Annotated in this window: 24 protein-coding genes; 11 read left to right on the forward strand and 13 right to left on the reverse strand. The window is 68.7% G+C overall.

Annotation, left to right across the window (positions count from 1 at the left end):
• Nucleotides 1-223 precede the first annotated feature (223 nt).
• Both ABTX24_RS28030 and ABTX24_RS28035 read left to right on the forward strand, forming a co-directional pair.
• A complete protein-coding gene (locus ABTX24_RS28030) occupies nucleotides 224-604 on the forward strand; it encodes an ATP-binding protein (protein ID WP_160027671.1) in 381 nt (126 codons plus the stop codon).
• Nucleotides 605-653: 49 nt separating this feature from the next.
• On the forward strand, nucleotides 654-1,403 hold the full coding sequence (locus tag ABTX24_RS28035; RefSeq protein ID WP_350844350.1) for a SigB/SigF/SigG family RNA polymerase sigma factor: 750 nt from the start codon (nucleotides 654-656) through the stop codon (nucleotides 1,401-1,403).
• Between the two features lie 3 nt (nucleotides 1,404-1,406).
• Here the strand turns inward: ABTX24_RS28035 and ABTX24_RS28040 are convergent, their stop codons facing one another.
• Complete coding sequence (locus ABTX24_RS28040; protein WP_350717149.1) at nucleotides 1,407-1,778, reverse strand: hypothetical protein; 372 nt, start codon at nucleotides 1,776-1,778, stop codon at nucleotides 1,407-1,409.
• Nucleotides 1,779-2,071: 293 nt separating this feature from the next.
• Between ABTX24_RS28040 and ABTX24_RS28045 the strand changes: the two genes are divergently transcribed.
• Nucleotides 2,072-2,326, forward strand: a complete 255-nt coding sequence (locus tag ABTX24_RS28045; RefSeq protein ID WP_008362075.1) for a WhiB family transcriptional regulator — start codon at nucleotides 2,072-2,074, stop codon at nucleotides 2,324-2,326.
• Between the two features lie 35 nt (nucleotides 2,327-2,361).
• On the opposite strand, the gene ABTX24_RS28050 is transcribed toward ABTX24_RS28045, so the two are convergent.
• On the reverse strand, nucleotides 2,362-3,852 hold the full coding sequence (locus ABTX24_RS28050) for a sensor histidine kinase (RefSeq protein WP_160027665.1): 1,491 nt from the start codon (nucleotides 3,850-3,852) through the stop codon (nucleotides 2,362-2,364).
• Nucleotides 3,853-3,935: 83 nt separating this feature from the next.
• On the opposite strand from ABTX24_RS28050, the gene ABTX24_RS28055 reads away from it, so the two are divergent.
• Nucleotides 3,936-4,775: a DUF2785 domain-containing protein gene (locus ABTX24_RS28055; protein ID WP_160027663.1), complete on the forward strand. Its 840-nt coding sequence runs from the start codon at nucleotides 3,936-3,938 to the stop codon at nucleotides 4,773-4,775.
• A 91-nt stretch (nucleotides 4,776-4,866) separates the two neighbouring features.
• Nucleotides 4,867-4,941, forward strand: a complete 75-nt coding sequence (locus ABTX24_RS29685) for a 50S ribosomal protein bL37 (protein WP_370249596.1) — start codon at nucleotides 4,867-4,869, stop codon at nucleotides 4,939-4,941.
• An 80-nt stretch (nucleotides 4,942-5,021) separates the two neighbouring features.
• On the opposite strand, the gene rsrA is transcribed toward ABTX24_RS29685, so the two are convergent.
• From rsrA to ABTX24_RS28085, 6 genes are all read right to left on the reverse strand, one after another.
• Nucleotides 5,022-5,285: a mycothiol system anti-sigma-R factor gene (rsrA, locus tag ABTX24_RS28060; RefSeq protein ID WP_160027661.1), complete on the reverse strand. Its 264-nt coding sequence runs from the start codon at nucleotides 5,283-5,285 to the stop codon at nucleotides 5,022-5,024.
• The gene (locus ABTX24_RS28065) at nucleotides 5,282-5,929 is read right to left on the reverse strand and encodes a sigma-70 family RNA polymerase sigma factor (protein ID WP_350659898.1); all 648 of its coding nucleotides are present in this window, start codon (nucleotides 5,927-5,929) and stop codon (nucleotides 5,282-5,284) included. Before ABTX24_RS28065 ends, rsrA begins: the two co-directional genes overlap by 4 nt.
• Nucleotides 5,930-6,049: 120 nt before the next feature.
• Entirely contained in the window at nucleotides 6,050-7,558 is a 1,509-nt protein-coding gene (gene arfA / locus ABTX24_RS28070) for an arabinosylfuranosidase ArfA (protein WP_350844352.1), read from the reverse strand.
• A 29-nt stretch (nucleotides 7,559-7,587) separates the two neighbouring features.
• Nucleotides 7,588-8,919, reverse strand: a complete 1,332-nt coding sequence (locus ABTX24_RS28075; protein ID WP_160027655.1) for an ABC transporter substrate-binding protein — start codon at nucleotides 8,917-8,919, stop codon at nucleotides 7,588-7,590.
• Nucleotides 8,920-8,952: 33 nt separating this feature from the next.
• On the reverse strand, nucleotides 8,953-9,834 hold the full coding sequence (locus tag ABTX24_RS28080) for a carbohydrate ABC transporter permease (protein WP_350844354.1): 882 nt from the start codon (nucleotides 9,832-9,834) through the stop codon (nucleotides 8,953-8,955).
• Complete coding sequence (locus ABTX24_RS28085) at nucleotides 9,831-10,739, reverse strand: carbohydrate ABC transporter permease (RefSeq protein WP_350844356.1); 909 nt, start codon at nucleotides 10,737-10,739, stop codon at nucleotides 9,831-9,833. Before ABTX24_RS28085 ends, ABTX24_RS28080 begins: the two co-directional genes overlap by 4 nt.
• 257 nt (nucleotides 10,740-10,996) lie before the next feature.
• On the opposite strand from ABTX24_RS28085, the gene ABTX24_RS28090 reads away from it, so the two are divergent.
• The gene (locus tag ABTX24_RS28090) at nucleotides 10,997-12,085 is read left to right on the forward strand and encodes a LacI family DNA-binding transcriptional regulator (protein WP_350844358.1); all 1,089 of its coding nucleotides are present in this window, start codon (nucleotides 10,997-10,999) and stop codon (nucleotides 12,083-12,085) included.
• On the opposite strand, the gene ABTX24_RS28095 is transcribed toward ABTX24_RS28090, so the two are convergent.
• From ABTX24_RS28095 to ABTX24_RS28115, 5 genes are read right to left on the reverse strand one after another with little or no spacing between them, the layout of a single operon-like run.
• A complete protein-coding gene (locus tag ABTX24_RS28095) occupies nucleotides 12,075-12,944 on the reverse strand; it encodes a fumarylacetoacetate hydrolase family protein (protein ID WP_350844360.1) in 870 nt (289 codons plus the stop codon). The two genes, ABTX24_RS28090 and ABTX24_RS28095, sit on opposite strands and share 11 nt — an antisense overlap.
• Nucleotides 12,945-12,954: 10 nt before the next feature.
• The gene (locus ABTX24_RS28100; RefSeq protein WP_350844361.1) at nucleotides 12,955-14,736 is read right to left on the reverse strand and encodes an IlvD/Edd family dehydratase; all 1,782 of its coding nucleotides are present in this window, start codon (nucleotides 14,734-14,736) and stop codon (nucleotides 12,955-12,957) included.
• 47 nt (nucleotides 14,737-14,783) lie between these two features.
• Nucleotides 14,784-15,422: an alpha/beta hydrolase family protein gene (locus ABTX24_RS28105; RefSeq protein WP_160027647.1), complete on the reverse strand. Its 639-nt coding sequence runs from the start codon at nucleotides 15,420-15,422 to the stop codon at nucleotides 14,784-14,786.
• 1 nt (nucleotide 15,423) lies between these two features.
• Nucleotides 15,424-16,170: an SOS response-associated peptidase gene (locus ABTX24_RS28110; RefSeq protein WP_350844363.1), complete on the reverse strand. Its 747-nt coding sequence runs from the start codon at nucleotides 16,168-16,170 to the stop codon at nucleotides 15,424-15,426.
• Between the two features lie 44 nt (nucleotides 16,171-16,214).
• A complete protein-coding gene (locus tag ABTX24_RS28115) occupies nucleotides 16,215-16,937 on the reverse strand; it encodes a hypothetical protein (protein ID WP_350844365.1) in 723 nt (240 codons plus the stop codon).
• 292 nt (nucleotides 16,938-17,229) lie between these two features.
• On the opposite strand from ABTX24_RS28115, the gene ABTX24_RS28120 reads away from it, so the two are divergent.
• The 5 genes from ABTX24_RS28120 to ABTX24_RS28140 all read left to right on the forward strand — a co-directional run bounded on the left by ABTX24_RS28120 (nucleotide 17,230) and on the right by ABTX24_RS28140 (nucleotide 23,643).
• A complete protein-coding gene (locus ABTX24_RS28120) occupies nucleotides 17,230-19,803 on the forward strand; it encodes a sigma-70 family RNA polymerase sigma factor (RefSeq protein ID WP_350844367.1) in 2,574 nt (857 codons plus the stop codon).
• Between the two features lie 57 nt (nucleotides 19,804-19,860).
• On the forward strand, nucleotides 19,861-21,156 hold the full coding sequence (aroA, locus tag ABTX24_RS28125) for a 3-phosphoshikimate 1-carboxyvinyltransferase (RefSeq protein WP_350844369.1): 1,296 nt from the start codon (nucleotides 19,861-19,863) through the stop codon (nucleotides 21,154-21,156).
• A gap of 7 nt (nucleotides 21,157-21,163) precedes the next feature.
• Nucleotides 21,164-22,174, forward strand: a complete 1,011-nt coding sequence (gene rsgA, locus ABTX24_RS28130) for a ribosome small subunit-dependent GTPase A (protein ID WP_350844371.1) — start codon at nucleotides 21,164-21,166, stop codon at nucleotides 22,172-22,174.
• A gap of 97 nt (nucleotides 22,175-22,271) precedes the next feature.
• Nucleotides 22,272-23,144, forward strand: a complete 873-nt coding sequence (locus ABTX24_RS28135) for an inositol monophosphatase family protein (RefSeq protein WP_160027635.1) — start codon at nucleotides 22,272-22,274, stop codon at nucleotides 23,142-23,144.
• Nucleotides 23,145-23,208: 64 nt separating this feature from the next.
• On the forward strand, nucleotides 23,209-23,643 hold the full coding sequence (locus tag ABTX24_RS28140) for a CBS domain-containing protein (protein WP_160027633.1): 435 nt from the start codon (nucleotides 23,209-23,211) through the stop codon (nucleotides 23,641-23,643).
• Nucleotides 23,644-23,671 lie beyond the last annotated feature (28 nt).

Here is a 23,671-nt window from a genome sequence, read left to right on the forward strand (position 1 = left end):
GCACCAAGGGCACCCTCGACCTCGAGGTCGCCGACAAGCTCCTCGCCAAGATCGACGAGATCGCCGAGATCTTCTGGGCGACCAAGAAGGCCTGAGCCTCTCAGTTCAGCCCGTACGCCACAGCCGCTCCGTTCACGGGGCGGCTGTGGTGCGTTAACGGCGCGGCGAGGCCGGTCTCGTTGCATAATCGTCGGGACTCCCACAGAAGGACTGATAAACCCAGATGCCCCAGGTCGAGCTGCGCCTTCCAGCAGAAGGCGCTTACGTCTCCGTGCTGCGTACGACCACCGCCGCGCTCGCCGCGCGCCTCGACTTCACGCTCGAGGACATCGAGGACCTGCGGATGGCGGTCAGCGAGGCTGCGGCGATCTGCCTGGAGTGCGCCGCGGACGCCGCTGACCTGGACGTCGTCTTCGACCTGGGCGAGGACACCATCGGAGTCACCGTGACCACGACCTGCGACGCCGAGGCGGAGATCGACGAGGAGAGCTTCGCCTGGCAGGTACTCACCACGCTGGCCAGGGAGGTCACCGCCACCCCTGACGGTGATCAGCTCAGGATTTCCCTGGTCGCGGGAGCGACCCCGCTTGGAGCCGCGCGCTGACATGGCGCAGGAGACGATTCGGTCGTCGAGGTCCAGGAGCACCAGCGAGGTGGATGACGCCCGCGCCCGCTCCCGCGAGCTCTTCAGGGCCCTCGCCGGGCCGGACCTGCCCGACGCGGAACGGACCGCCGCTCGCGACGAGCTGGTCCACCTCAACATGGCGCTGGTCGAATACTGCGCCTCCCAGTTCTACGGCCGCGGCGAGCCGCACGAGGACCTCGTCCAGGTCGGGGTCGTGGGCCTCCTCAACGCCGTGGACCGCTACGACCTCTCCCGTGACGTGGAGTTCTCGACGTACGCAGTGCCCACGATCCTCGGTGAGATCAAGCGCTACTTCCGCGACAGCCGGTGGGCCGTCAGCGTGCCGCGCCGTCTTCGGGACCTGCAGCAGAACCTCCGCGACGCCACCGCGGAGCTCTCCCAGGAGCTCGGCCGCTCCCCCACGGCCCGCGACCTCGCCACCCGCCTCGGGGTCAGCCTGGAGACCGTCGTCGAGGGCCTGGAGTCCAGCAATGCGTACGCAGCGCTCTCCCTCGACTCCGAGAGCGACGAGACCGCGCCGATGCTCGACTCGCTGACCGCCCACGACCTGCGCCTGGACGACGTCGAGGTGCGGGAGTCGATCAAGCCGGTGCTCGACAGCCTCTCCGCCCACGAGAAGCAGGTGCTGATGCTGAAGTTCTTCCGCAACAAGACCCAGACCGAGATCGCCGCCGAGCTCGGGGTCTCCCAGATGCAGGTCTCCCGGCTGCTCAACCGCTCGCTCGCCCAGCTCCGCAAGGCGCTGGAGGAGGACTAGGACCTAGCGCTCCTCGAGCGCGGCGATGCTCGGCGGCGCGAAGATGCCGACGAGGGCGACGACCGCGACCAGCGCCAGCCCGCCCGCGATCGCGAGATCGTCGCGGAGGTTCCAGGCCAGGCCGAGCACGATCAGCTGGACGAGCACCAGCGGTGCCCGCGCCCACGACTCCAGTCGCCAGAACATGGCAGCACACCAGCCGATGCCGGCGGCGCAGAGCAGGAAGAACAGCCCGCCCGCGATCGCGGTCGTGAGCGAGGCGGCATCGGGGATGCGTACGAACTCCAGCGCTCCCCACACCAGCATCGCCGCGGTCTCGACGCCTGCGGCGATCACGGTCAGCAGGAGGGTCCAGGGGCGATGCGGCGCGGTCACCTCAGCAGCCTAGAACCCTCGCCAAGCCTCAGAAAATCCGCAGTAGCATACACCACGGGATTTGCGGGTAACTCACCGCGTTACCGAATTGTCTAGCCCCAGGAAGACTGAGTGTTACGGTCCGGTGACGAACCAGACACTGGTTAGGGGTTGTTTCGGCGTCCATTTCTTGGAACTCTAGAGACCAGCACGCACGTGAAGACATTCACACATCCCCGCCACGTGCCGACTCGCAGGGTCTCGAACCACCAGGGCCTTGCCCATCCTACGTCAGAAAGAGGGTCTACCCAGCCATGGATTGGCGCCACCGTTCGGCTTGTCTCGATGAAGACCCGGAACTGTTCTTCCCCATCGGAAACACCGGTCCGGCCATCCTCCAGATCGAGGAAGCCAAGCAGGTCTGCCGGCGTTGCGACGTCCGGGAGCAGTGTCTTCAGTGGGCTCTTGAGGCCGGTCAGGACCACGGCGTGTGGGGTGGACTGAGCGAGGACGAGCGTCGTGCGCTGAAGCGCCGCAACGCTCGCTCCCGTGTCCGCACCGCCGTCTGACCAAGCCCTAGAGGCCAAAACCCCTAGCGTTCCACCTAGAGCTCCAACGGCAGCTCGACCGCAGCTCTCGCCCCATGGCCATCAGGCCGGGGCCCCAACGAGAGCCGGCCCCCGAGCTCGCCTTCGACGAGAGTCTTCACGATCGACAACCCCAAGTTTGTCGATGTGTCGAGACTGAACCCGTCGGGTAGTCCATGACCGTCATCCTCGATGGTCACCTGGAGATGCCCGGCGGGTTGCTGTCGTACGGACATCACGATCTTGCCGGTCTCGGGATCGCCCGGGCCGTTGCCGCGGTAGCCGTGCTCGACTGCGTTCTGCAGCAGCTCGGTGACGACCATCGCCATCGGCGTGGCCACCTCCGAGGGCAGCGACCCGAAGGATCCCTCCCGGCGCACCCGCACCGCGACGCCGACCGAGGTGACCTCTCCGACCATGGAGGCGAGCCGGTCGGCGATCTCGTCGAACTCGACGGTCTCCTCGACGGCCTGCTGCGAGAGGATCTCGTGGACCAGTGCGATGGATCCGACACGCCGTACGGCCTCGTTCAGCGCATCTTGTGCGACACCGGAGTCGACCCGGCGAGACTGCATACGGAGCAGCGCGGCCACAGTTTGTAGGTTGTTCTTCACTCGATGGTGGATCTCGCGGATCGTCGCGTCCTTGGTGACGAGCTCACGATCGCGTCGGCGCAGGTCGGTGACGTCGCGCAGCAGCACCAGCGCACCGATCGCCTCGCCACGTGGCCGCAGCGGGATCGAGCGCATGATGATCGCCATCACCCCGGTGTCGATCTCGGTGTCGCGGTGCGCCCGGCCGCCGAGGACGGCGCTCAGCGTCTCCTCGTCGGGGCGCTTGCGCGGCGGCACCAGGGCGCGGGTCATCCCGGCCAGGGACTGGCCGGCGAGGTCGCCGGAGAGCCCCAGCCGGCGGAAGACCGAGAGCGCGTTGGGGCTGGCGTAGTCGACGACGCCGTCGGCGTCCACTCGCACGAACCCGTCCCCCACCCGAGGGGTGTCGGTGTGGTCGCTGCGCTGACCCACCGCCGGGAAGTAGCCGTTGGCCACCATCTGGGTCAGGTCGGCGGCGGTCTGCAGGTAGGAGAGCTCGAGCTTCGAGGGCGTGCGTACGCCGAGCAGGTTGGTGTTGCGGCTCAGCACCGCGATGATCCGGCCGGCGCGGCGTACGGGGATGGTCTCGACCCGCACCGGGAGGTCGTCGCGCCACTCCGGGTCGCCCTCTCGGACGAGCCTGCCGGCGTCGACGGCATCGTCCAGGGTGGCGTGGCGCCCCTTCGGCACGAACATGCCCACGATGTCGTCCACATAAGCCGTGGGGCCGGTCGTGGGACGCATCTGACCGGCCGCCCAGAAGCCGTTCCCGGACTTGTCCGGAAGCCACAGCACCAGGTCGGCGAAGGAGAGGTCGGCCAGGATCTGCCAGTCGGCCATGAGCAGCTGAAGCCACTCGACATCATCGCTGTCGAGTTCGGTGTGGCTCTGGGCGAGCTCACTCAGGGTGGGCACGCGGACAGCGTAGATGTAGACCTTGGTAGGGCATTGCGCGGGTCGGTGGTCGGCGCGTGGCCGGGTTTGGCAGGATGTTCCCCATGTCGGAGGCGTACTGGCGGGAGGTCCATTCAACTGGTCTCGCCGTACCCACCGACCGGCCGCTGGGTGACCTCACCATCGAGCTCACCCGGATGCTCGGCGACCCGGATCCGGACGTACGCAGCGGGCTGGCCGTGCCGGCCCTGTCGACCTGGATCCAGCGCGGTGTCTACGACGACCTGCTCGGGGGCCTGGGCGACGGGATGGCGGCCGGCCTCGTGGTCGGTCTCGGCGACTCCGGCAACAACGGTGTCTTCCGCCGAGCCTCCTCGGTCGAGGCCCTGGCCCAGTGCATCGCCCGCGACAACGCCCGCTCGCTGGTGCGCGCGGAGAAGGTGCTGGAGTGGGGCGACCGGATCGCCACCTGGCTGCTGCGCGAGCGCGACCTGCGTGCCTTCGTTCCCGAGCGTGGCTGGGCGCACGCGGTGGCCCGCGGCGCCGACGCGCTCGGCACCCTGGCCGCCTCCGAGCACCTCGGCAAGCCCGAGCTGACGGTGATCCTCGACGTGGTCGCCGACCGGGTGCTCGCCCGGGGGGACACCATCTACGCTCACGGCGAGCCCGACCGGCTGGCGGCAGCCACGATGTCCGTGCTGCGCCGCAACCTGGTCCCGCTCAACATCATGGAGCCGTGGATCAACCGGATCGTCACCGTCGCCACCGCCACCCCGGAGACGCCCGACCGCGACCCGTTCCTGCTCACCGGCAACGCCGAGGCGTTCCTGCGTGCCCTCTACATCCAGCTCGCGCTCAGCAACGACATCCCGCAGATCCGCGGCGACCTGCTGCTGGTCGTCGTCGCCGCGCTGAAGAAGTCGAACGCCACCTACCTGACGTGACTGCGGGTCGAGATTCGCCCTCCCGCACCTGGGTTTGAGAGACTGTGCCGAGGCCCCTCGGGGTCTACGTACCCCAATGGAGGAGATCATCATGGGCAAGACTGGCCGCAAGCGCCGCGCGCGCCGCAAGAAGGGCGCGAACCACGGCAAGCGCCCCAACAGCTGACCACAGCTGTAAAAGACGTGAGAGCCCCAGCCGATTCGGCTGGGGCTCTCGTCGCGTCTATGGCCCGATGATGCGGGCCGTCAGGACCTCGTGCGGAGCTCCTGGATCTGGACCATGATCTTCGCGCGCAGGTCGCCGGGGGCGACCTCGGTGCACGAGCGCGCCACGACCGCCTTGACGATGCGCTGCTGGTCGTACGTCTCCAGGCAGGGGTTGCACGTCTGCAGGTGGTGCTTGACCTGGTCGGCGTCCGCCGCGGTCAGCTCGTTGTCGATCAGGAAGACGATCTGCTCGAGGAAGTCCGCGCAGTCGGTCGGTGACGCGTCATGTTTGTGGGCACTCATGACGCACCTCCACGAGCGCCGGTGAGGTCGTTGGTGCGGACGTAGTCCGAGAGAAGATCGCGCAGCTGGCGCCGGCCGCGGTGAAGCCGCGACATCACGGTGCCGATCGGGGTTTCCATGATCTCGGCGATCTCCTTGTAGGCGAATCCCTCGACGTCGGCGAGGTAGACAGCGAGCCGGAACTCCTCCGGGAGGCGCTGCAGCGCGTCCTTCACCTGGGAGTCGGGCAGGTGCTCGAGCGCCTCCATCTCCGCGGACTTCAGGCCGGTCGAGCTGTGCGACTCGGCCCGCGCCAGCTGCCAGTCCTCGACGTCCTCGGACATCGACTGCTGCGGCTGGCGCTGCTTCTTGCGGTAGGTGTTGATGAAGGTGTTCGTGAGGATGCGGTAGAGCCAGGCCTTCAGGTTGGTGCCGGGCTTGAACTGATGGAAGGAGGAGTAGGCCTTGGCGAACGTCTCCTGCACCAGGTCTTCCGCATCGGACGGGTTGCGGGTCATCCGCATCGCCGCCGAGTAGAGCTGGTCGAGGAAGGGCAGCGCGTCCCGCTCGAAGCGCAGCGCGCGCTCCTCGGGTGTCTCGGTGGCCAGGTCGACGACCTCATCGTTGTTGTCGCTCATCACGTCCCAGGGTACGCGCGCGACCATCGGGGCGCTCATCGGCGACATATTTGCCACCGGGCGTTCGAGCAGAATGGTCATGTTGCGTGAACGCCGCGACGGCCGCCAAACATTCCCTGCTGTCCGCGGACCCGGCCGACCGCTGCGTCAGGACGTCTGCAGGACGAACATGCTCCATGAGGCCGGCGGCAGCTCGGCCTCGAGCGCGCCACCCACGACCTTCGCCGAGTCGTACGCCTTCGGCACCACCCGGTCGGGATCCTCCATGCTGTTCACCGCGAACAGGTCCTCGCCACCGAGGACCACCGCGTCGACCAGCTCGACGTCGCCGAAGTAGCGCACGTCGGTGGAGAAGGCCATGGCCTCCGACGGATGCCGGTTGACGACGAACACCGCCACACTGCCGTTCTCCGGATCGTGGGTCGCCACGGCGTCGAGGACGGAGACGTCGCCGTGCTTGGCGGTCGCCATCGTCGGCGCGACCACCCGCGGCTCGAGGACCTCACCCTGCGCGAACCGGGCAGTCAGCGAGAACGGGTGGAAGATCGACTGTCGCCACGCCGGCCCGCCGGGCTCGCACCTGATCGAGCCGATGGTGTTGACCAGCTGGGCCTGGCAGGCGGCGGTCACCCGGTCGCTGTGCTTGAGCAGCGTGATGAGCAGAGAGCCGACGACGACGGCGTCGAGCGCCGTGTACGCGTCCTCGCTGAGCCGAGGCGCGGAGGTCCACTCCTCCGGCATGCCCTCCTGCTGGAACTTCTTCAGGTACCAGACGTTCCACTCGTCGAAGGAGATGTTGATCCGCTTCGGGGAGGAGAGCTTCGCCCCGATGTGGTCGGCGGTCGCGACGACCTCCCGGATGAAGAGGTCCATGTCGACCGACGAGGCGAGGAAGCTTGCGACGTCGTCCCCCTCGAGCTCGTAGTAGGCGTGCGCCGAGACGAAGTCGACCACGTCGTAGGCGTGCTCGAGCACCGTCGCCTCCCACGCACCGAAGGTCGGCATCGAACGACCTGAGCTGCCGCAGGCGACCAGCTCGAGGTCGGCGTCGTACTGACGCATGCCGCTGGCCACCTCCTTGGCCAGGCGGCCGTACTCCTCGGCCGTCTTGTGGCCCAGCTGCCAGGGGCCGTCCATCTCGTTGCCGAGACACCACATCCGGATGCCGTACGGCTCGGTGGCGCCGTGCGCGATACGACGCTCGGACAGCTCGGTCCCGCCGGGGTGGTTGGCGTACTCGAGCAGCTCGAGTGCCTCCGGCAGGCCGCGCGTACCCAGGTTCACCGCCATGATGGGCTCGATGGCGGCCTTCCTCGCCCAGGTCATGAACTCGTCGAGACCGAACGCGTTGGTCTCGATGGTCCGCCACGCCGGGTCCAGGCGGGTAGGCCGCTGGTCGCGCGGCCCCACTCCGTCCTCCCACTGGTATCCGGAGACGAAGTTGCCTCCGGGGTAGCGAACAGCGGTCACCCCGAGCTCCCGTACGAGATCCAGTACGTCACCTCGCAGGCCGTCGCCGTCCGCCGTCGGATGCCCCGGCTCGAAGATGCCGCCGTAGACGCAGCGCCCCATGTGCTCCACGAACGACCCGAAGATCCTCCTGTTGACGGGGGCGACGGTGAACGCCGGATCGATCGCGAGCTTGCCGTTCTCCATGGGTTCCTCTCTCTGGTCCGGGGCAGCGTCTACTTGAGCTGGTTCTCCAGATCGGCCTGCGCCTGGTCCAGCGCCTGCTTGGCCGGGACACCGTCCCCGAAGATCTGGTTGTACGTGCTGGTCGTGAACACCTCGTCGACCTTGGGCAGGTTCGGGTCCGCGAAGGACTCGAAGTGGCCGATGTCGCCCTTGACCTGGTTGAGCACGTCGAAGAGGTTGGTCCGGAAGTACTTGTTGTACTTGTTCTCCGGGTTGTGGGTGACCTCCTTGTCCTCCCACACCGACATGTTCACCGGGTCGAAGCCGAGCTCCTCCCAGACGGCGACGTTGGCCTCCGGCGACAGCTTCGCGAAGGCGAGCCACTCCATGGCGAACTCCTTGTCCGGGGAGCTGTCGATCACCGCGGTGCCGGTGCCGCCGCCACCGATCGTGGCGACCTCACCGCCCTCGATGACCGGCGCCGGCGCGATCGCGACGTCGCCGGCAAGGTCGGGCATGTAGTCGACGAACCGGGAGGTGTACCAGGCCGGGTAGACGACGGCCGCGTACTCGCCGTTGTTGATGGGGCCGTAGGCCTCCTCGATGTCCGGGCTACCGCCCGGAATAGTCGAGAGCGCGCCGGCCTTCTGCATCTCCTGCAGCAGCTCGACCGCCTCCACGACCTCCGGGCTGTTCACGGTGACGTTGCCGTCCTCGTCGAACAGGTTGCCGCCGAGCTGCGCCATGACCAGCGGCTGCATGATGTTGGTGTCGGTGCTGGCGATGCCGAACGCCTTGCCGGTCGCCTTGTTGTACTTGGCGCCGGCCGCCTTGAAGTCGTCCCAGGTCTCGATGGTCGTGTAGTCGACCCCTGCCTTCTCCAGCAGCGGGACGTTGTAGAAGGCCACCTGAGCTCCGACGTGGGTCGGATAGCCGAGCTGCTTCCCCTCCCGGTTGTAGAGGTCCATCCGGGCCTGCACGATGTCGTCCTGGTACGGCTCGGCGGCCTCGGACAGCTCCGCCAGCGGCGTACGCCCGTCCTCGGTGACGAAGTTGGAGAACTTGTTCACCTCGATGTCCACGACGTCCGGGAGCCCCTTGCCGGAGTTCACCGCCAGCTGGAGCTTGTTGTGCATCTCGTCGTACGGGAAGACGGTGACGTCGAGCTTGATCTCCTTGTCGGGGTTCTTCTCGTTCCACTGCTCGGCCATCGCCTCGTAGTAGGTGCCGTGCAGCTCGGCGAACACCCACATGTCGATGCTGGTGCGGCCCTGAGCGTCAGGTCCGCCTTCGTCCTCGGAGCCGCCGCCGCAGGCGCTCAGCGCGAGCGTCGCGGCGAGTCCTGCGGCGAGGAACGAGGTGATTCTCCGCGTTGTCGTCATGGTTTCTCTCCATCTGTGAGGTTGTGCAAGGGGTCACCCCTTGAGCGCCCCGGCCGTCATCCCTGCGACGAAGAACCGCTGGAAGAGCAGGAACAGCACCAGGATGGGAAGGAGCGAGAACATGGACCCGATGATGAGCAGCTCGTAGTTGTTCTCATGCGGGGTCAGCAGGGTGTTGAGCCCGATCGGGAGGGTGAACTTCGACTCCGAGCGCAGCACCAGCAGCGGCCAGAGGAAGTTGTTCCAGATGATCATCCCGTTGAGGATGGCCATCGCCGCGAACGCCGGTTTCGCCACCGGCACCACGATCTTGAAGAAGATGCCGAACTCCGTGGCGCCGTCCATGCGGCCCGCCTCGAGCAGATCCTTCGGGATGCCGAGGAAGTACTGCCGGAAGTAGAAGATCGTCACCGAAGCGGCCAGGAACGGCAGCACGATCACCGAGTAGGAGTCGGCCAGGCCGACGTCGTTCACCAGCACGTACAGCGGGAGCATCATGATCTCGAACGGCACGGCCATGAGCAGCAGCACGGCGATGAACAGCGCGGTCTTGCCCTTGAAATCGTAGACCGCGAAGCCGTACGCCACGAACGAGCTGACCAACAGCGTCCCGGCCACCTGCGCGACGGTGAGCAGGATCGAGTTGGCGAACCAGCGGAAGTACGGCCCGGAGTCGGTGAAGAGCATCACGTAGTTGTCCAGCGACAGCGAGCCGAGGTCGATGTCGAAGGAGAGCCCCCGCCGGATGACGTCGTTGCCGTCCTGGAACGTCGCCACGAACATGATCAGCAGCGGAGCGAGCACGACAAGGGTCAGCACCAACAGGATGATCGTCATCAGGAGCGCGGTCTGGATCGAACCGTGGATCCAGTACGGCAGCTGGACCCTGGTCCGCGCGGTCGGCTCGGCGCTCATCGGGCGCTCTCCTTCTTGAAGGTTCCGCTGAGCGTGAGGAACGTGAGGTTGATGGTCATGATGACCACGAGCAGCACGACACCGACCGCGGAGGCGAAGCCCAGGTCGTTCTGCTCGATCCCGCGCCGGTAGAGGTAGCCGATCACCGTCAGCCCCTGGTCGTTGGGCGAGGAGTTGCCGCGGTAGAGCATGAAGCTCTCCAGGAACATCGCCAGACCGCCGTACACGCTGATGGTCGTGACGTAGACGATGGTCGGCTTCAGGTTGGGCAGGGTGATGTGGAAGAACTGCTGCAGCTTGCTGGCCCCGTCGATGGTCGCGGCCTCGTAGTACTCCTCCGGGATGGCCTGCATGCCGGCGAGGAAGTAGAGGATGTTGACGCCGGTCCAGCGCCACATCGCCAGTGCCAGCAGGGCGATCAGCCCGCCGGTGTCGATGCGCAGCCATCGGACCGGCTCGAGGCCGAAGACCCCGACGATCTGGTTCATCAGTCCGGTGCCGGTCTCGGCGAACATCAGCCGGAAGATGATTCCGGCGACGACGACAGAGGTCAGCGCCGGCACGAACATCGAGGCCTTGAAGACCGCCTTGACGCGCGGGCTGCCGATCTTGGAGTTGATGAGCGCGGCCAGCACCAGCGGGATCGGGATCAGGAGCGCGATGGTCAGCACCATGTAGCGGGCACTGTTGAACATCGCCTTCCAGAAGAGCCGGTCCTCCCAGAGCCGCTGATAGTTGTCCAGACCGATGAAGGCGGCCTGCCCGAACACCACCTCCTGGGTGCTCAGCAGGAAGGTACGAACGAGCGGGATCATCCAGAAGGCGAGCAGCGTGATCACGAACGGCGCGATGAAGAGGTAGGGCGCCGCCCTCTGCGAGTACAGCAGCCGCCGGAGAACGACCATCTGAAGACTCCTCTTCGCTGAGGTATCCAACGCGCGTGGGGCATCGAACCACCACCGGTTTACGACGATGCACGCCTCTCACCAGCGGATTTACTACGTGGTAATCAGCGCATATCCTTGTCCTGCGCTCAGACCCTGTCAAGACCCGAACGTGACATTCGCCACACGGAGTGTGCGAAAGGGCAGCCGGGGGCCGACGCAAAATGGCGATGTAGGCTGCCCCCTGACCTGGGGGCACGAGGGAACACGAGGCGACGATGGCTGTGACGATGCGCGAAGTCGCGGCCATTGCCCGTGTCTCGCCCAAGACCGTGTCCAACGTGGTGAACGACCATCCGAACGTGCACCCGGACACGCGTGCCCGCGTGCAGAAGGCGATCGCCGAGCTGGGCTACCGGCCGAACCATTCCGCACGCGGCCTGCGCTCCGGCCGCACCGGTGTCATCGGCCTGGCGGTGCCGGAGCTGCGACAGGCCTACTTCGCGGAGCTGGCCGATGCGGTCATCGCGGCTGCGGCCAAGCGCGGACTGAGCGTCATCGTCGGGCAGCTCGGAGGCGACCGCGAGCACGAGATCGAGCTCCTCACCCATGGGCTCCCCCAGACCGACGGCCTGCTCTTCAGCCCCGAGCGACTCGGCACCGAGGACCGCGACCTGTTGGCGTACGTCGATTTCCCGATGGTCATGCTGGGAGAGTGGATCTTCGGCGGACCCACCGACCACGTGACGATGCACAACATCAGCGCGGCCCGGGCAGCTGTCGAGCACCTGATCTCGCTGGGGCGCCGGCGGATCGCCGTCATCGGCGCCCATCCCGAGGACGAGACCCGGGTGATGGGGCCCTCGAACCTGCGGATCCAGGGCTACCGGGAGGCTCTGGCGGCTGCCGGGATCGAGCACGACCCCCGACTCGAGCGGGTCGTCGCGCCCTGGCATCCGGAGGACGGCGCCGACGCGGCGCGGCAGCTCATCGAGTCAGGGCTGGAGTTCGACGCCATCTTCACCCTGACCGACTCCCTCGGGCTGGGTGCGCTCCGGGCTCTCGGTGAAGCGGGGCGCGTCGTGCCCGACGATGTGGCCGTGATCGGCTTCGACAACATCACCATCAGCCACCTCACCGTCCCTTCGCTCTCCAGCATCGACCCCGGCCGTGCGGAGATCGCGGAGACGGCGGTCAGCATGCTCGTCGAGCGCATCGAGTGGGGTGCAGGGTCGTCGCGGCCGGCACGGCTGCACAAGGCTGCCTTCGACGTCATCGTGCGGGAGTCTTCCGGCGGGACCGCCTCCGGGCCCGCCAAGGCCTCGTCGAGGCAGTCCGGCGCGACCCCTCAGAGACTCAACGGTTGAGCCACGCGAAGGGCTCCTTCCCGACCTCCACCCGGTTGGTGAGCCTGCCGACCTCAGCGACCTCGATCTCCACCATGTCGCCGGGCTCAAGGCTGAAGCCCATGTCGGGGACGATCCCGGTGCCCGTGGCCAGCGCCGCACCGTCGGGAAAGTCGTTGGCCGCGAACAGGTGGTCGACGAGCTGCTGGATCGGACGTACGAGCCGGCTGGACGATGTCTCCGCCGCGACGACCTCGTGCTCACCCCGGCGGACCACCAAGGTGATGGCGAGGGCGGTGGCGTCAGGGACCTCCCACACGGGCCTGATGCCGGCCGCGAGCGCTGCTGCGCCTGCGTACACCTTGGCCTGGGGCAGGTAGAGCGGGTTCTCGCCCTCGATCGAGCGGGAGCTCATGTCGTTGCAGACCGTGTAGCCGATGATCTCGGCGTGGGCGTTGATCACGACGGCCAGCTCCGGCTCGGGTACGTCGTGGCCGGAGTCGGCCCGGATGCCGACCGGCTCGCCGTCGGTGACCAGGCGCCAGGCCGGCGCCTTCGGGAACAGCTCGGGGCGTTGCGCGGAGTAGACCTTGTCGTAGACCGACTGCTCGGCGCTCTCCTCCATCCGGGCACTGCGCGAGCGGGCATAGGTGACGCCCGCGCACCACAGCTCGGTCCTCCCGTCCAGCGGAGCGAGCAGACGTACGGACGCGACCGGGACCGGCGCCGCGGAGGCGGACTCCACGGTGGCCCGCAGCTCGTCGTGCGGCATCGCGAGGAGATCCGCCATGGATCCGACACCGCTCACCGGGGCGATCGAGTCGTCCCTGCGTACGCCGACCTGCGGGCCGTTCCCGCTGTCGTACCGGACAAGGTGCATCGGCTGCTCCTCAGTGGTTGTCGCGTGGGGTGCCCTTGGTCTGCGCCACGCGCTGATACTTCACCGCAGGCTCCAGGACCATGCCGTCGGCGAGCTGGCCGCCCATGGACCGCTGGATCTCCTGCCACGGGGTCTGCGACTCCGGCACCGCGAACTCACCGACCGCCTCGCGCCGCGCGGCCAGCTCCTCGTCCGAGACCAGCATGTCCGCCCGTCCGGTGTCGAGGTCGATCCGGACACGATCGCCGGTACGCAGCAGCGCCAGGCCTCCTCCGGCGGCGGCCTCGGGCGAGGCGTTGAGGATCGAGGGCGACCCCGACGTGCCGGACTGGCGACCGTCGCCCACGCACGGCAGCGAGTGCACGCCCCGCTCGATGAGTGCGGCGGGAGGCTGCATGTTGACGACCTCGGCCGAGCCGGGATAGCCGATCGGGCCGACACCCCGGATGAACAGGATGCACCCCTCGTCGATCTGGAGCGAGGGGTCGTCGATGCGCGCGTGGTAGTCCTCGGGCCCTTCGAAGACGATCGCGCGACCCTCGAACGTGTTGGGGTGCTCGGGGTCCGAGAGGTAGCGCTCCCGGAACTCGTCCGAGATCACGCTGGTCTTCATGATCGCGCTGTCGAACAGGTTCCCCGTCATCACGATGAAGCCGGCCTGCTCCACGAGCGGGTCGTCGAAGCAGCGGATCACCTCGGCGTCCTCGCTCGCCGTGTCGCGGCAGTTCTCGCCGATGGTCCGTCCGTTGACCGTGAGCGCATCCTCGTGGATCAGCCCGTGACGCATCAGCTCGTGGACGACGGCCGGCACCCCGCCCGCGCGGTGGAACTCCTCGCCCAGGAACCTGCCGGCGGGCTGCATGTCGACCAGGAGCGGGATCCGATGCCCGATCGTCTCCCACTCCTCGATGCCGAGGTCGACCCCGATGTGCCTGGCGATCGCGTTGATGTGGATCGGAGCGTTGGTGGAGCCTCCGATCGCCGAGTTCACGACGATCGCGTTCTCGAACGCATCCCTCGTCAGGACGTCGGAGGGTTTCAGGTCCTCGTGCACCATCTCGACGATGCGCCTGCCCGTCAGGTAGGCCACCCGACCGCGGTCACGGTGCGGAGCCGGGATCGCGGCTGAGCCGGGCAGGCTCATCCCGAGGGTTTCGGCGAGGCTGTTCATCGTGGCAGCGGTGCCCATGGTGTTGCAGTGGCCGGGCGAGGGCGCAGAGGAGGCGATCAGCTCGGTGAACTCCGCCTCGTCGATCTCCCCCGCCGCGAGCATCTCGCGCGCCTTCCAGATGATCGTGCCCGAGCCGATGCGCTCGCCCTTGAGCCAGCCGTTGAGCATCGGCCCGCCCGAGAGCACGATCGCCGGGATGTTCACCGTGGCCGCCGCCATCACGCACGCCGGCGTGGTCTTGTCGCACCCCGTCGTCAGCACCACCCCGTCGAGGGGATAGCCGTAGAGGATCTCCACCAGACCGAGGTAGGCGAGGTTGCGGTCCAGCGCCGCCGTCGGTCGCTTCCCCATCTCATGGATCGGATGCACCGGGAACTCGAACGCGATCCCACCCATCTCCCGGATCCCGTCGCGTACGCGCTGCGCCAGCCCGAGGTGGTGCCGGTTGCAGGGCGACAGGTCCGAGCCGGTCTGCGCGATGCCGATCACCGGCTTGCCCGACTGGAGCTCCTCGCGCGTCACGCCCCAGTTCATGTAGCGCTCGATGTAGAGCGCCGTCATCGCGGGATTGTCCGGGTTGTCGAACCAGTCTCGGCTGCGCAGGCGAGGGGCGTTTACCACGTTGTAAACCCTAGCGCCGCCTCGCCCGGCCCGCCATGGAGATCTGTCTAGGTGATGACCTCGCGGACCAGCCATTCCAGCGTGGACTCGACCAGGATCGCGTCGGCGTCGGCCTGCGTGATCGGGCCACGCTTGCCGACGACGAGGGAATGGTCGGCGCCCGGGATCGGGGTGACCTCGATCCCCTCCGGGAACTCCTCCGGTTTGCCGAACCTGTCTCGGGTGCCTTGCAGCACCAGCGTCGGCACCCTGGATTCCAGCAGCTCGTAGGCACGCGAGATGCCCGGCTTGGCGATCGGGTGCAGCGGGAAGGCCAGGCAGAGCGCCCCCGCGGCGCCGAAGCCTCGTGCCGTACGGACCGCCGAGCGGGCCCCGGCGGAGCGGCCTCCGACCACCAGCGGGGTGCGCACCCGCATCCAGTTGGCGGCCAGGGTCAGCGCCGCGTCGAGGGACTTGGGCGGGGTGGCCACCGGCTTCCCCTTGACCCGCCAGGGCTGCTCGAAGCGGACCACGGTGATCCCCTGGGCCGGGAGCGCGTCGTTGAGCGCCATCAGGTCGTGGGTGTCGATGCCGTTGCCGGCGCCGTGGGAGAGCAGCAGGGTCGCCTGTGGTCGCCGCGCCCGGCGGGTGTAGAGCCGCCCCTGTCCGTAGGGCGTGTCGATCATCTGCGTCGTGGTTCCACCCATGTCATCCCCAGGCTTCCTCGATCGGCAGCGGCTCGACGAGCTCGCGGCCGTTGTTGCGTACGTTGCTCACCAGCGTCGAGACCGGGTAGGCCTCCAGCCGGCCGGGCGCCGCCGGGGTCAGCAGCTCCAGATCGCCCGGACGGGTCGGGTCGAGCCACTCGTCCCAGCGATCACGCTCGACCATGAGCGGCATCCGGTCGTGGATCCGCCCCAGGGAGTCCTCCGCCTCGGTGGTGATCACCGTGCAGCTCCACAGCCACCGGCCGGGGTCGTCCTCGGCCTTGGCGGGGTCGGGCCACAGCTCGTAGAGCCCGGCCATCGCCAGCACTCCCCCGTCCTTGGGGGTGATGAAGTAGGGCTGCTTGCGAGGCTTGCCCTTCGCGTCCTTGGCCTCGGTGGCGTACCACTCGAAGTAGCCGTCGGCCGGCAGCAGGCAGCGGCGCTTGGCGAAGGCCCGGCGATAGGCGGGCTTCTCGCCCACCGTCTCCATCCGGGCGTTGATCATCCGGTTGCCGATCTTGACGTCCTTGGCCCAGGACGGGACCAGGCCCCAACGTACGGAACGGAGCTGGCGCTCGCTGGACGCGTCCTCGTCGTCACGCGGCGGGCGCTCGAGGACGGCATAGACATCGTCGGTCGGGGCTACGTTGTAGCTCTCGGTGAGCGGCTCCTGCAGGCGCAGCTCATCGATCTCGAACTCCTCGGCCAGCTCGTCGGGTTGGCGGCTGGACGCGTAACGACCGCACATACGTTCACCTTAGCGCCGGGTGCCGGTGGTGTTCGGAGGTATTTCTAGGCTCCGCGGGCGAGCTCGTCGAGCAGGAAGCCTGCTGACCTGTCGTTGTCCGGGAGTCCTTCGATCCAGATCCGGTCGGCGCTGTGCTCGACCATCCGCTTGAGGAGCCCGAGTCGTTTGACCAGCGTCTCGTCACGCGGGGCGACCACCACCATCCGGCTGTGGCCGACCTGTCCGACGGCGGCCGCGGTCGCGAAGACGGTGCGGGCGGTCTGGCCGAGCAGCGACATCCGGCGGGCGGTGGCGATGCTGTCGGTCTTCCCGCCGGGGGCTCCCGGGAGGTGGGCGTCGGTGACGACCAGCGCGTGGCTGCGCGCCGTGGCATCCCGGTAGAGGTCCGAGATGCGTTCCCGCAGGTGCGCGAGGGTGGCGAGGCCGGTGAGCGGGTCGGCGCAGGAGATCGTGTGCAGGTAGCCCAGCGTCGCCTCGCTCCAGGCGACGGACAGCGCGTGCACCTCGACGAAGGCCGGGTCGCGATCCTCCATGGCCTGGGTGGTCATCCGAAGGTCCTCGAGGCACTCCCCGAGGGACACACCTGACTCGGCGAGGTCGTGGCCGGCGACCCAGCAGGCCTCGGCGACGTAGTTGCTGCGCTCGATGAGCGCCTCCGCGACGGCCTCGAACCGCGGCGGGAGCGCCGCACGCTGCTCGTCGGAGAGCTCTGTGATCTCAGGCGAGGTGGATGCAGGCGCACGCCGACCTCGGGAAAACAGCCGCACAACTCACCTCTTTTCTCGTGTTTCCTGGCGTTGGTGTCGTTCCTTGTCCGAAGTTGCTGGGTCATCGATACAGTGGTGCGCGCGCTGAACTACCGCGTGCCCACATGGACTTGACGTACGAAATCGGCAACCATGACGCGGTAGCGACCCACATTTTCTGGGTTTTCGCGAAACTTGTTGTCAGATCCGGGGAGGGGCGTGACGTGCGGGCTTCAGCAGTCGTTAGCACAACGCATGTCTCCCGTCGGCGCAAGCCGCGTCATACCTCCGTCCTTCTAACGTCTCTGGTGCTGTGAGCGAATCGACCCCCACCTCTCTCCCTACCCTCGACGCCCCTGGCGACGCCGAGCTGATCACCGCTGTCCGCGGCGGTGACCTGGATGCGTACGGGACGCTGTTCGAGCGCCATGTCGAGGCCGCCCGCCGCCTGGCCCGTCAGCTGGTGTCGCCCGGCGACGCCGACGACCTCGTCTCCGAGGCGTTCGCCAAGGTGCTCAACGTGCTGCAGAGGGGCGGTGGCCCGGACCTGGCGTTCCGCGCCTACCTGCTGACGTCGCTGCGCCGTCTTCACGTGGACAAGATCCGTGCCGCCTCGAAGCTGACCACCACCGACGACCTGACTCCGTTCGACCCGGGCGTGCCGTTCGAGGACACCGCTGTGTCGGGCTTCGACAACCAGGCCGCCGCGAAGGCGTTCCAGCAGCTTCCGGAGCGCTGGCAGCAGGTGCTGTGGCACACCGAGGTCGAGGGCCAGAAGCCGGCCGAGATCGCGCCGATGCTCGGCATGTCGGCCAACTCGGTCTCGGCGCTCGCCTACCGGGCTCGCGAGGGCCTGAAGCAGGCGTTCATCTCGATGCACGCTCAGGACGCCGGTGAGGAGGCCTGCGCCACCACGCGCGCCAACCTGGGTGCCTACATCCGCAACGGCCTGTCCAAGCGTGACTCGACGAAGGTCGACGACCACCTCCAGGACTGCCGCCCGTGCACCGCGATCTACCTCGAGCTCACCGAGGTCAACTCCGGGATGGGCGCTTGGCTCGCTCCGGCTCTGCTCGGCGCCGCGGGCGCGGGCTACCTCGCCGTCGGAAGCGGCGTCGCCGCCAAGGGTGGCGTGGTGCTCTTCTTCGGGCGGGTCAGGGACTGGGTGCTGGGCGATCCCGTGGGACGTACGGTCGGTGCGGGTGCCGGTGTCGCGGCTGCTGCGGCCGTGGCCGCAGGGCTCGCGCTCACCGGCGGTGAACCGGCCCCGAAGGTGCCGGCCGCCGACGAGCCCGCTGCGGAGGCGCCCGCTGCCGCCGATCCTGCCCCCGCGGCTCCTCCCGCCGCGCCGCCCGCGGCCCCGCCCGCAGATCAGCCCGCAGCCCCGCCGGCCGCACCTCCCGCTGACCAACCCGCCGACCAGCCGGCCGACCCGCCGGCCGACACCGCCCCGGCCCAGACCCAGGAGGCGCCGGTCATCACCTCGCCCCTGCCCGAGGTGCAGGTCGCTCCGGGTGGCAAGGCGGTCATCGACCTGACCCAGGGCGCCACCGACGCCAACGGCGACTCGCTCTCGGTCAAGGAGGCCAACGTCCGTGCCCCTGCCCACGGCGCCGTCACCGTGGGCGGCACCTCGACGTCGGGTGGCGGCAAGGGACGCGGCCCCAGCGGCGCGATCTTCGGTGGTCTGCGGATGGCCGGGGAGCCGGTCACGACCGTCACCTACGAGGCCGAGAAGGGCTGGCGTGGGACGGACACGATCGAGTACGTCCTCACCGACGGCAACGGCGGCGAGGTCGCTGGCACCGTCGACGTGACCACGCCCAACGCCGACCCCAAGGCCGTCGGCGACGCCGCGACCCTGACCAGGACTCCCGGGTCGAACGGCAACGGTCAGGGCAACAACGGCAACGGAAACGGCAACCAGCCGTCGACGGCGCAGGGGACCATCGACGTACTCGCCAACGACACCGACGACAACGGCGACACCCTCGACCTGGTCGAGATCGTGGACCAGCCCGCGCACGGCACGGCCGAGATCGTAGACGGCGAGGTCGTCTACACGATGACCGCCGGCTACGACGGGGCCGGCGACACCTTCACCTATCAGATCTCGGACGGCCACGGCGGCAAGGACGTCGGTGCTGTGGAGGTGACCTTCGAGGAAGCTCCGAAGCACGACCCAAAAGTCGAGGTTAGCGCCACCCAGCAGGGCGGCGGGTTCGGTGCGTCGTTCCTCGGTCTGTCCGGGTGGGCGAGCTACGTGGCCGCGACCGCAGAGGTCACCGGCCTCCCCGAGGCCGCGGCCGGTCGGTCGACCAAGCTCGTGATCACGGTGACGGGCATGGAGCCGGCCTACCTCGGCTGGCAGGCCTGCGGCACCTTCGCTCCCCCGCCGACGGGCAGCACGTATTCGTACGAGTGCGAGCTGACGGGTGACGGCACAGCGGCACACGTCGACTTCATCCCGCGAGCGGGCGAGACGTGGACCTTCGACGCCCGCATCGTCCCGGAGGGTTACGAGGACGGCGACGCGAGCAACAATCACGACAGCATCTCCGGTTCCACAGCCCCGGAGCCCACGCCGACCCCGACGCCCTCTCCCACCGAGACCCCGGACGTCCCGCAGGTGCCTACGCCACCGACGACCCCGGACGTCCCTCAGGTGCCCACACCACCGACCACTCCGGACGTCCCTCAGGTGCCGACTCCGTCCTCGGACCTGCCCAGCGACCCGGGCACTCCGAGCGAGAGTCCCTCGCTGCCCGAAGGCCCGGAGGAGCCCAGCGACAGCGCCGACCCGGACGAGGAGCCCGAGGTCGAGCGCGGCGCCGCGACCGGCGGTCTGACCTGGGAGGGTTTCCTGAAGGCGCTCGGGATCGAGTGATTTCATCCCCGGTGACCGACGGCCGCCTCTGCTCGCGGAACCTCTAAAGTTGGACCTGTGACTACCACGAGCGACCGTGCCGCCGACCCTGCCAACGGACCGGCCGACCCCTGGCCGGCGCCCCGCGCGCACGGTCCGGTGATGGCGACGGTGTCGCTGCCGGGGAGCAAGTCGCTCACCAACCGGGCGCTGGTGCTGGCCGCGATCGCGGACGGGCCGAGCGTCGTACGTCGTGCGCTGCGGTCGCGCGACACGCTGCTGATGGCGGCAGCGCTGACGTCGTTGGGGTCTCACGTGGACACCTCGGCAGACGACTGGGTCGTGACGCCCGGGGCGTTCGGCGCCGATGCCGAGGTCGACTGCGGGCTGGCGGGGACGGTGATGCGGTTCGTACCTCCGGTGGCCGCGCTCTCCACCGGCACGGTCGCCTTCGACGGCGACCCGCACATGCGCAAGCGGCCGGTCGGCGAGGTGCTGCGTGCGCTTCGTGACCTCGGCGTGGACATCGAGGGCGACGGTCTGCCGTTCACGATCCAGGGGCAGGGCGTCGTGCCCGGCGGGACCGTGGTGGTCGACGCCTCGGCCTCGAGCCAGTTCATCAGCGCGCTGCTGCTCGCGGGCGCGCGGTACGAGCAGGGTGTGGACGTACGCCACGACGGCAAGCCCGTGCCGTCGCTCCCCCACATCGACATGACGGTCGCGATGCTGCGCGAGCACGGCGTCACGGTCGACGACTCGGACGCCAACCGATGGACCGTGGCGCCAGGACCGATCAAGGCGCTGGACCGCACCATCGAGCCGGATCTGTCCAATGCGGCGCCGTTCCTGGCCCTGGCCGCGGTCTCGGGTGGGACCGTGACCGTGCGCGACTGGCCGGAGGCGACCGACCAGCCGGGCGACCAGCTGCGCGAGGTGCTCTCGCTGATGGGCTGCGAGGTGCGGGTCACCGACGACGGGCTGACCGTCACCGGGCCGGAGCGGCTCACCGGGATCGACCTGGACATGCACGACATCGGCGAGCTCACCCCTGCCGTCGCGGCGCTGTGCGCGCTCGCCTCGACGCCATCGCACCTGACCGGCATCGGCCACATCCGTGGCCACGAGACCGACCGGCTCGCCGCCCTCGCGCGCGAGCTGGGTGCGCTCGGGGCCGACGTCACCGAGCATCCCGACGGGCTGACGATCCGGCCGGCGGCTCTGCACGGCGGGGTGTTCCACACCTACGCCGACCACCGGATGGCCCACGCCGGCGTGATCATCGGGGCCGCCGTCGAGGACGTCCTGGTCGAGAACGTCACCACCACCAGCAAGACCTTCACCGACTTCGCGCCCTTCTGGGCCGGCTTGTTCTGACGACGACATGGCGAAGGCACAGCGGCGCTACGGGACCGAGGACGTCGAGCACTACGACCGTCCCCGGCGCCGCACCCGACCGCGGACGAAGGACCGGCCCAGCTACGACGACGCCGACCTCGGGCGGGTGATCACGGTCGACCGTGGGCGGTTCACGCTGGTCATGGACGAGGCCCCCGACGTCGAGGTGTGGGCGGTCAAGGCCCGTCCGCTCGGCCGTAAGGGCGTGGTCGTGGGCGACCGGGTGAAGGTCGTCGGCGACACGTCAGGCGCGGAGGGGGCACTGGCGCGGATCGTCGAGCTCGAGCCCCGGGAGACCGTGCTGCGGCGTACGGCCGATGACGACGATCCCGTCGAGCGGGTCGTGGTCGCCAACGCCGACCAGCTGGTGATCGTCACCGCGATCGCCGACCCCGAGCCCCGTACGGGGTTCATCGACCGCGCGCTGGTGGCTGCCCTGGAGGCGGGCATCGACCCGCTGCTGTGCATCACCAAGGCCGACCTGGCCGACCCGGAGTCGCTGGTCTCGATCTACCGGTCGCTGGGGGTGCCGTGGGTGGTGACCCAGCGGGGTGGCGACATGAGCGCGCTGCAGGAGAAGCTCGACGGACGTACGTCGGTCCTCCTCGGCCACAGCGGGGTGGGCAAGTCGACCCTGGTCAACGCGATCGTTCCCGACGCCGGCCGCGAGGTCGGGCACGTCAACGCGGTCACCGGACGGGGGCGGCACACGTCCACATCGGCGTTGATGCTGCGGCTCCCGGGGGCTGGGTGGATCATCGACACCCCGGGGATCCGTACGTTCGGGCTGGCTCACGTCGAGCCGGAACGGCTCATCGTCTCCTTCCCCGATCTGCAGGAGGCGACGGCCGAGTGCCCGCGCGGCTGCTCGCACGCCGCCGATGCGCCGGAGTGCGGGTTGGACATCGCCGTCGAGGACGGCAGGCTCGATCCGGAACGGGTCGTCTCCTTCCGTCGCCTGCTCGAGGCGCGGTCGGTGCCGACGTACGCCCTCTGACAGGTCGAGCCCTCGATGCCCCGACCGGTGTTTTCGTGGGGAACCGGTTACCAGGGGAGGGTTCGCACGGGGAGCGGAGCCACTAGAGTGGATCCTCGTGGCGAGCACTCCTGACTACAACGACGACCTGCGGCTGGCGCACCTGCTGGCCGACGACGCCGACTCGCTGTCGACGTCGCGGTTCAAGGCGCTCGACCTGCACGTCATGACCAAGCCCGACCTGACCCCCGTCTCGGACGCGGACAAGGCCGTGGAGGAGTCGATCCGGCGTACGCTCTCCCGCGCTCGCACGCGGGACGCGATCACCGGCGAGGAGTCGGGATCCTCCGGCTCGTCCAGCCGCCGCTGGATCGTCGACCCGATCGACGGCACGAAGAACTTCGTGCGCGGCGTGCCCGTCTGGGCGACCCTGATCGCGCTCGCGGTCGACAACGAGGTCGTGATGTCGGTCGTCTCCGCGCCCCAGCTCGGGCGGCGCTGGTGGGCGGCGAAGGGCCAAGGCGCCCACACCGGCAAGTCGCTGATGAAGTCGACCCGCTGCCAGGTCTCGGACGTACGCCGCCTAGAGGACGCCTCGATGTCCTACTCCTCGCTGCACGGCTGGGAGGAGCGCGATCGGCTCGAGGACTTCCTGGCGCTGATGCGCAGCTGCTGGCGCACTCGCGCCTACTCCGACTTCTGGTCCTACATGCTCGTCGCCGAGGGCGCGGTCGACATCGCGGTCGAGCCGGAGCTCGAGCTCTACGACATGGCCGCGCTGGACATCATCGTGCGCGAGGCCGGCGGCCAGTTCACCTCGCTGGCCGGCGACCCGGGGCCGTGGGGCGGCAACGCACTGGCCACCAACGGCCACCTGCACGACGCCGTGCTCTCCTTCCTCGGCGGCCTGCCCGACGGCAACAACGACGCCGACTGGCCGGCCGCGCAGCCGGGATCGGTCACCGCGTTCCGCCGCCCGGCATCCGAGTGACCGAGTAGCCGCGTTCCGGGACAGACCCTGGCGTGACGCACGTCACGGCCGCTACCGTTGGTGCATGAAGATCGCGGACGTACTCACTCGCAAGGCGATCGCAGAAGTCGTCACGATCGCATCAACCGCCACCGTGCGTGACCTGCTCGGCGTCCTCTCCGAGCACGGCATCGGGGCCTGTGTCGTCAGCGGCGACGGGACCGCCGTCGCCGGGATCGTCTCCGAGCGCGACGTGGTCCGGCGCCTCCACGAGAACGACGCGCTGCTCGCCGCCGAGGTCTCCTCGATCATGACCGCCGAGGTCGAGACCTGTGCCCCCGAGGCCACCATCGACGAGATCCTGGGCATCATGACCAAGCGCCGGATCCGGCACATGCCGGTCGTCTCCCCCGACGGCAGCCTGGTCGGCATCGTCAGCATCGGCGACCTGGTCAAGCACCGCATCGACCAGCTCGCATTCGAGCGCGACCAGCTCGAGGCATACGTCCACCAGACCTGAGATCCTGTCCGGATCCGACCTTCACAGG

The organism is Nocardioides sp. NPDC127514 (genome assembly GCF_040302125.1).
GTDB lineage: Bacteria > Actinomycetota > Actinomycetes > Propionibacteriales > Nocardioidaceae > Nocardioides.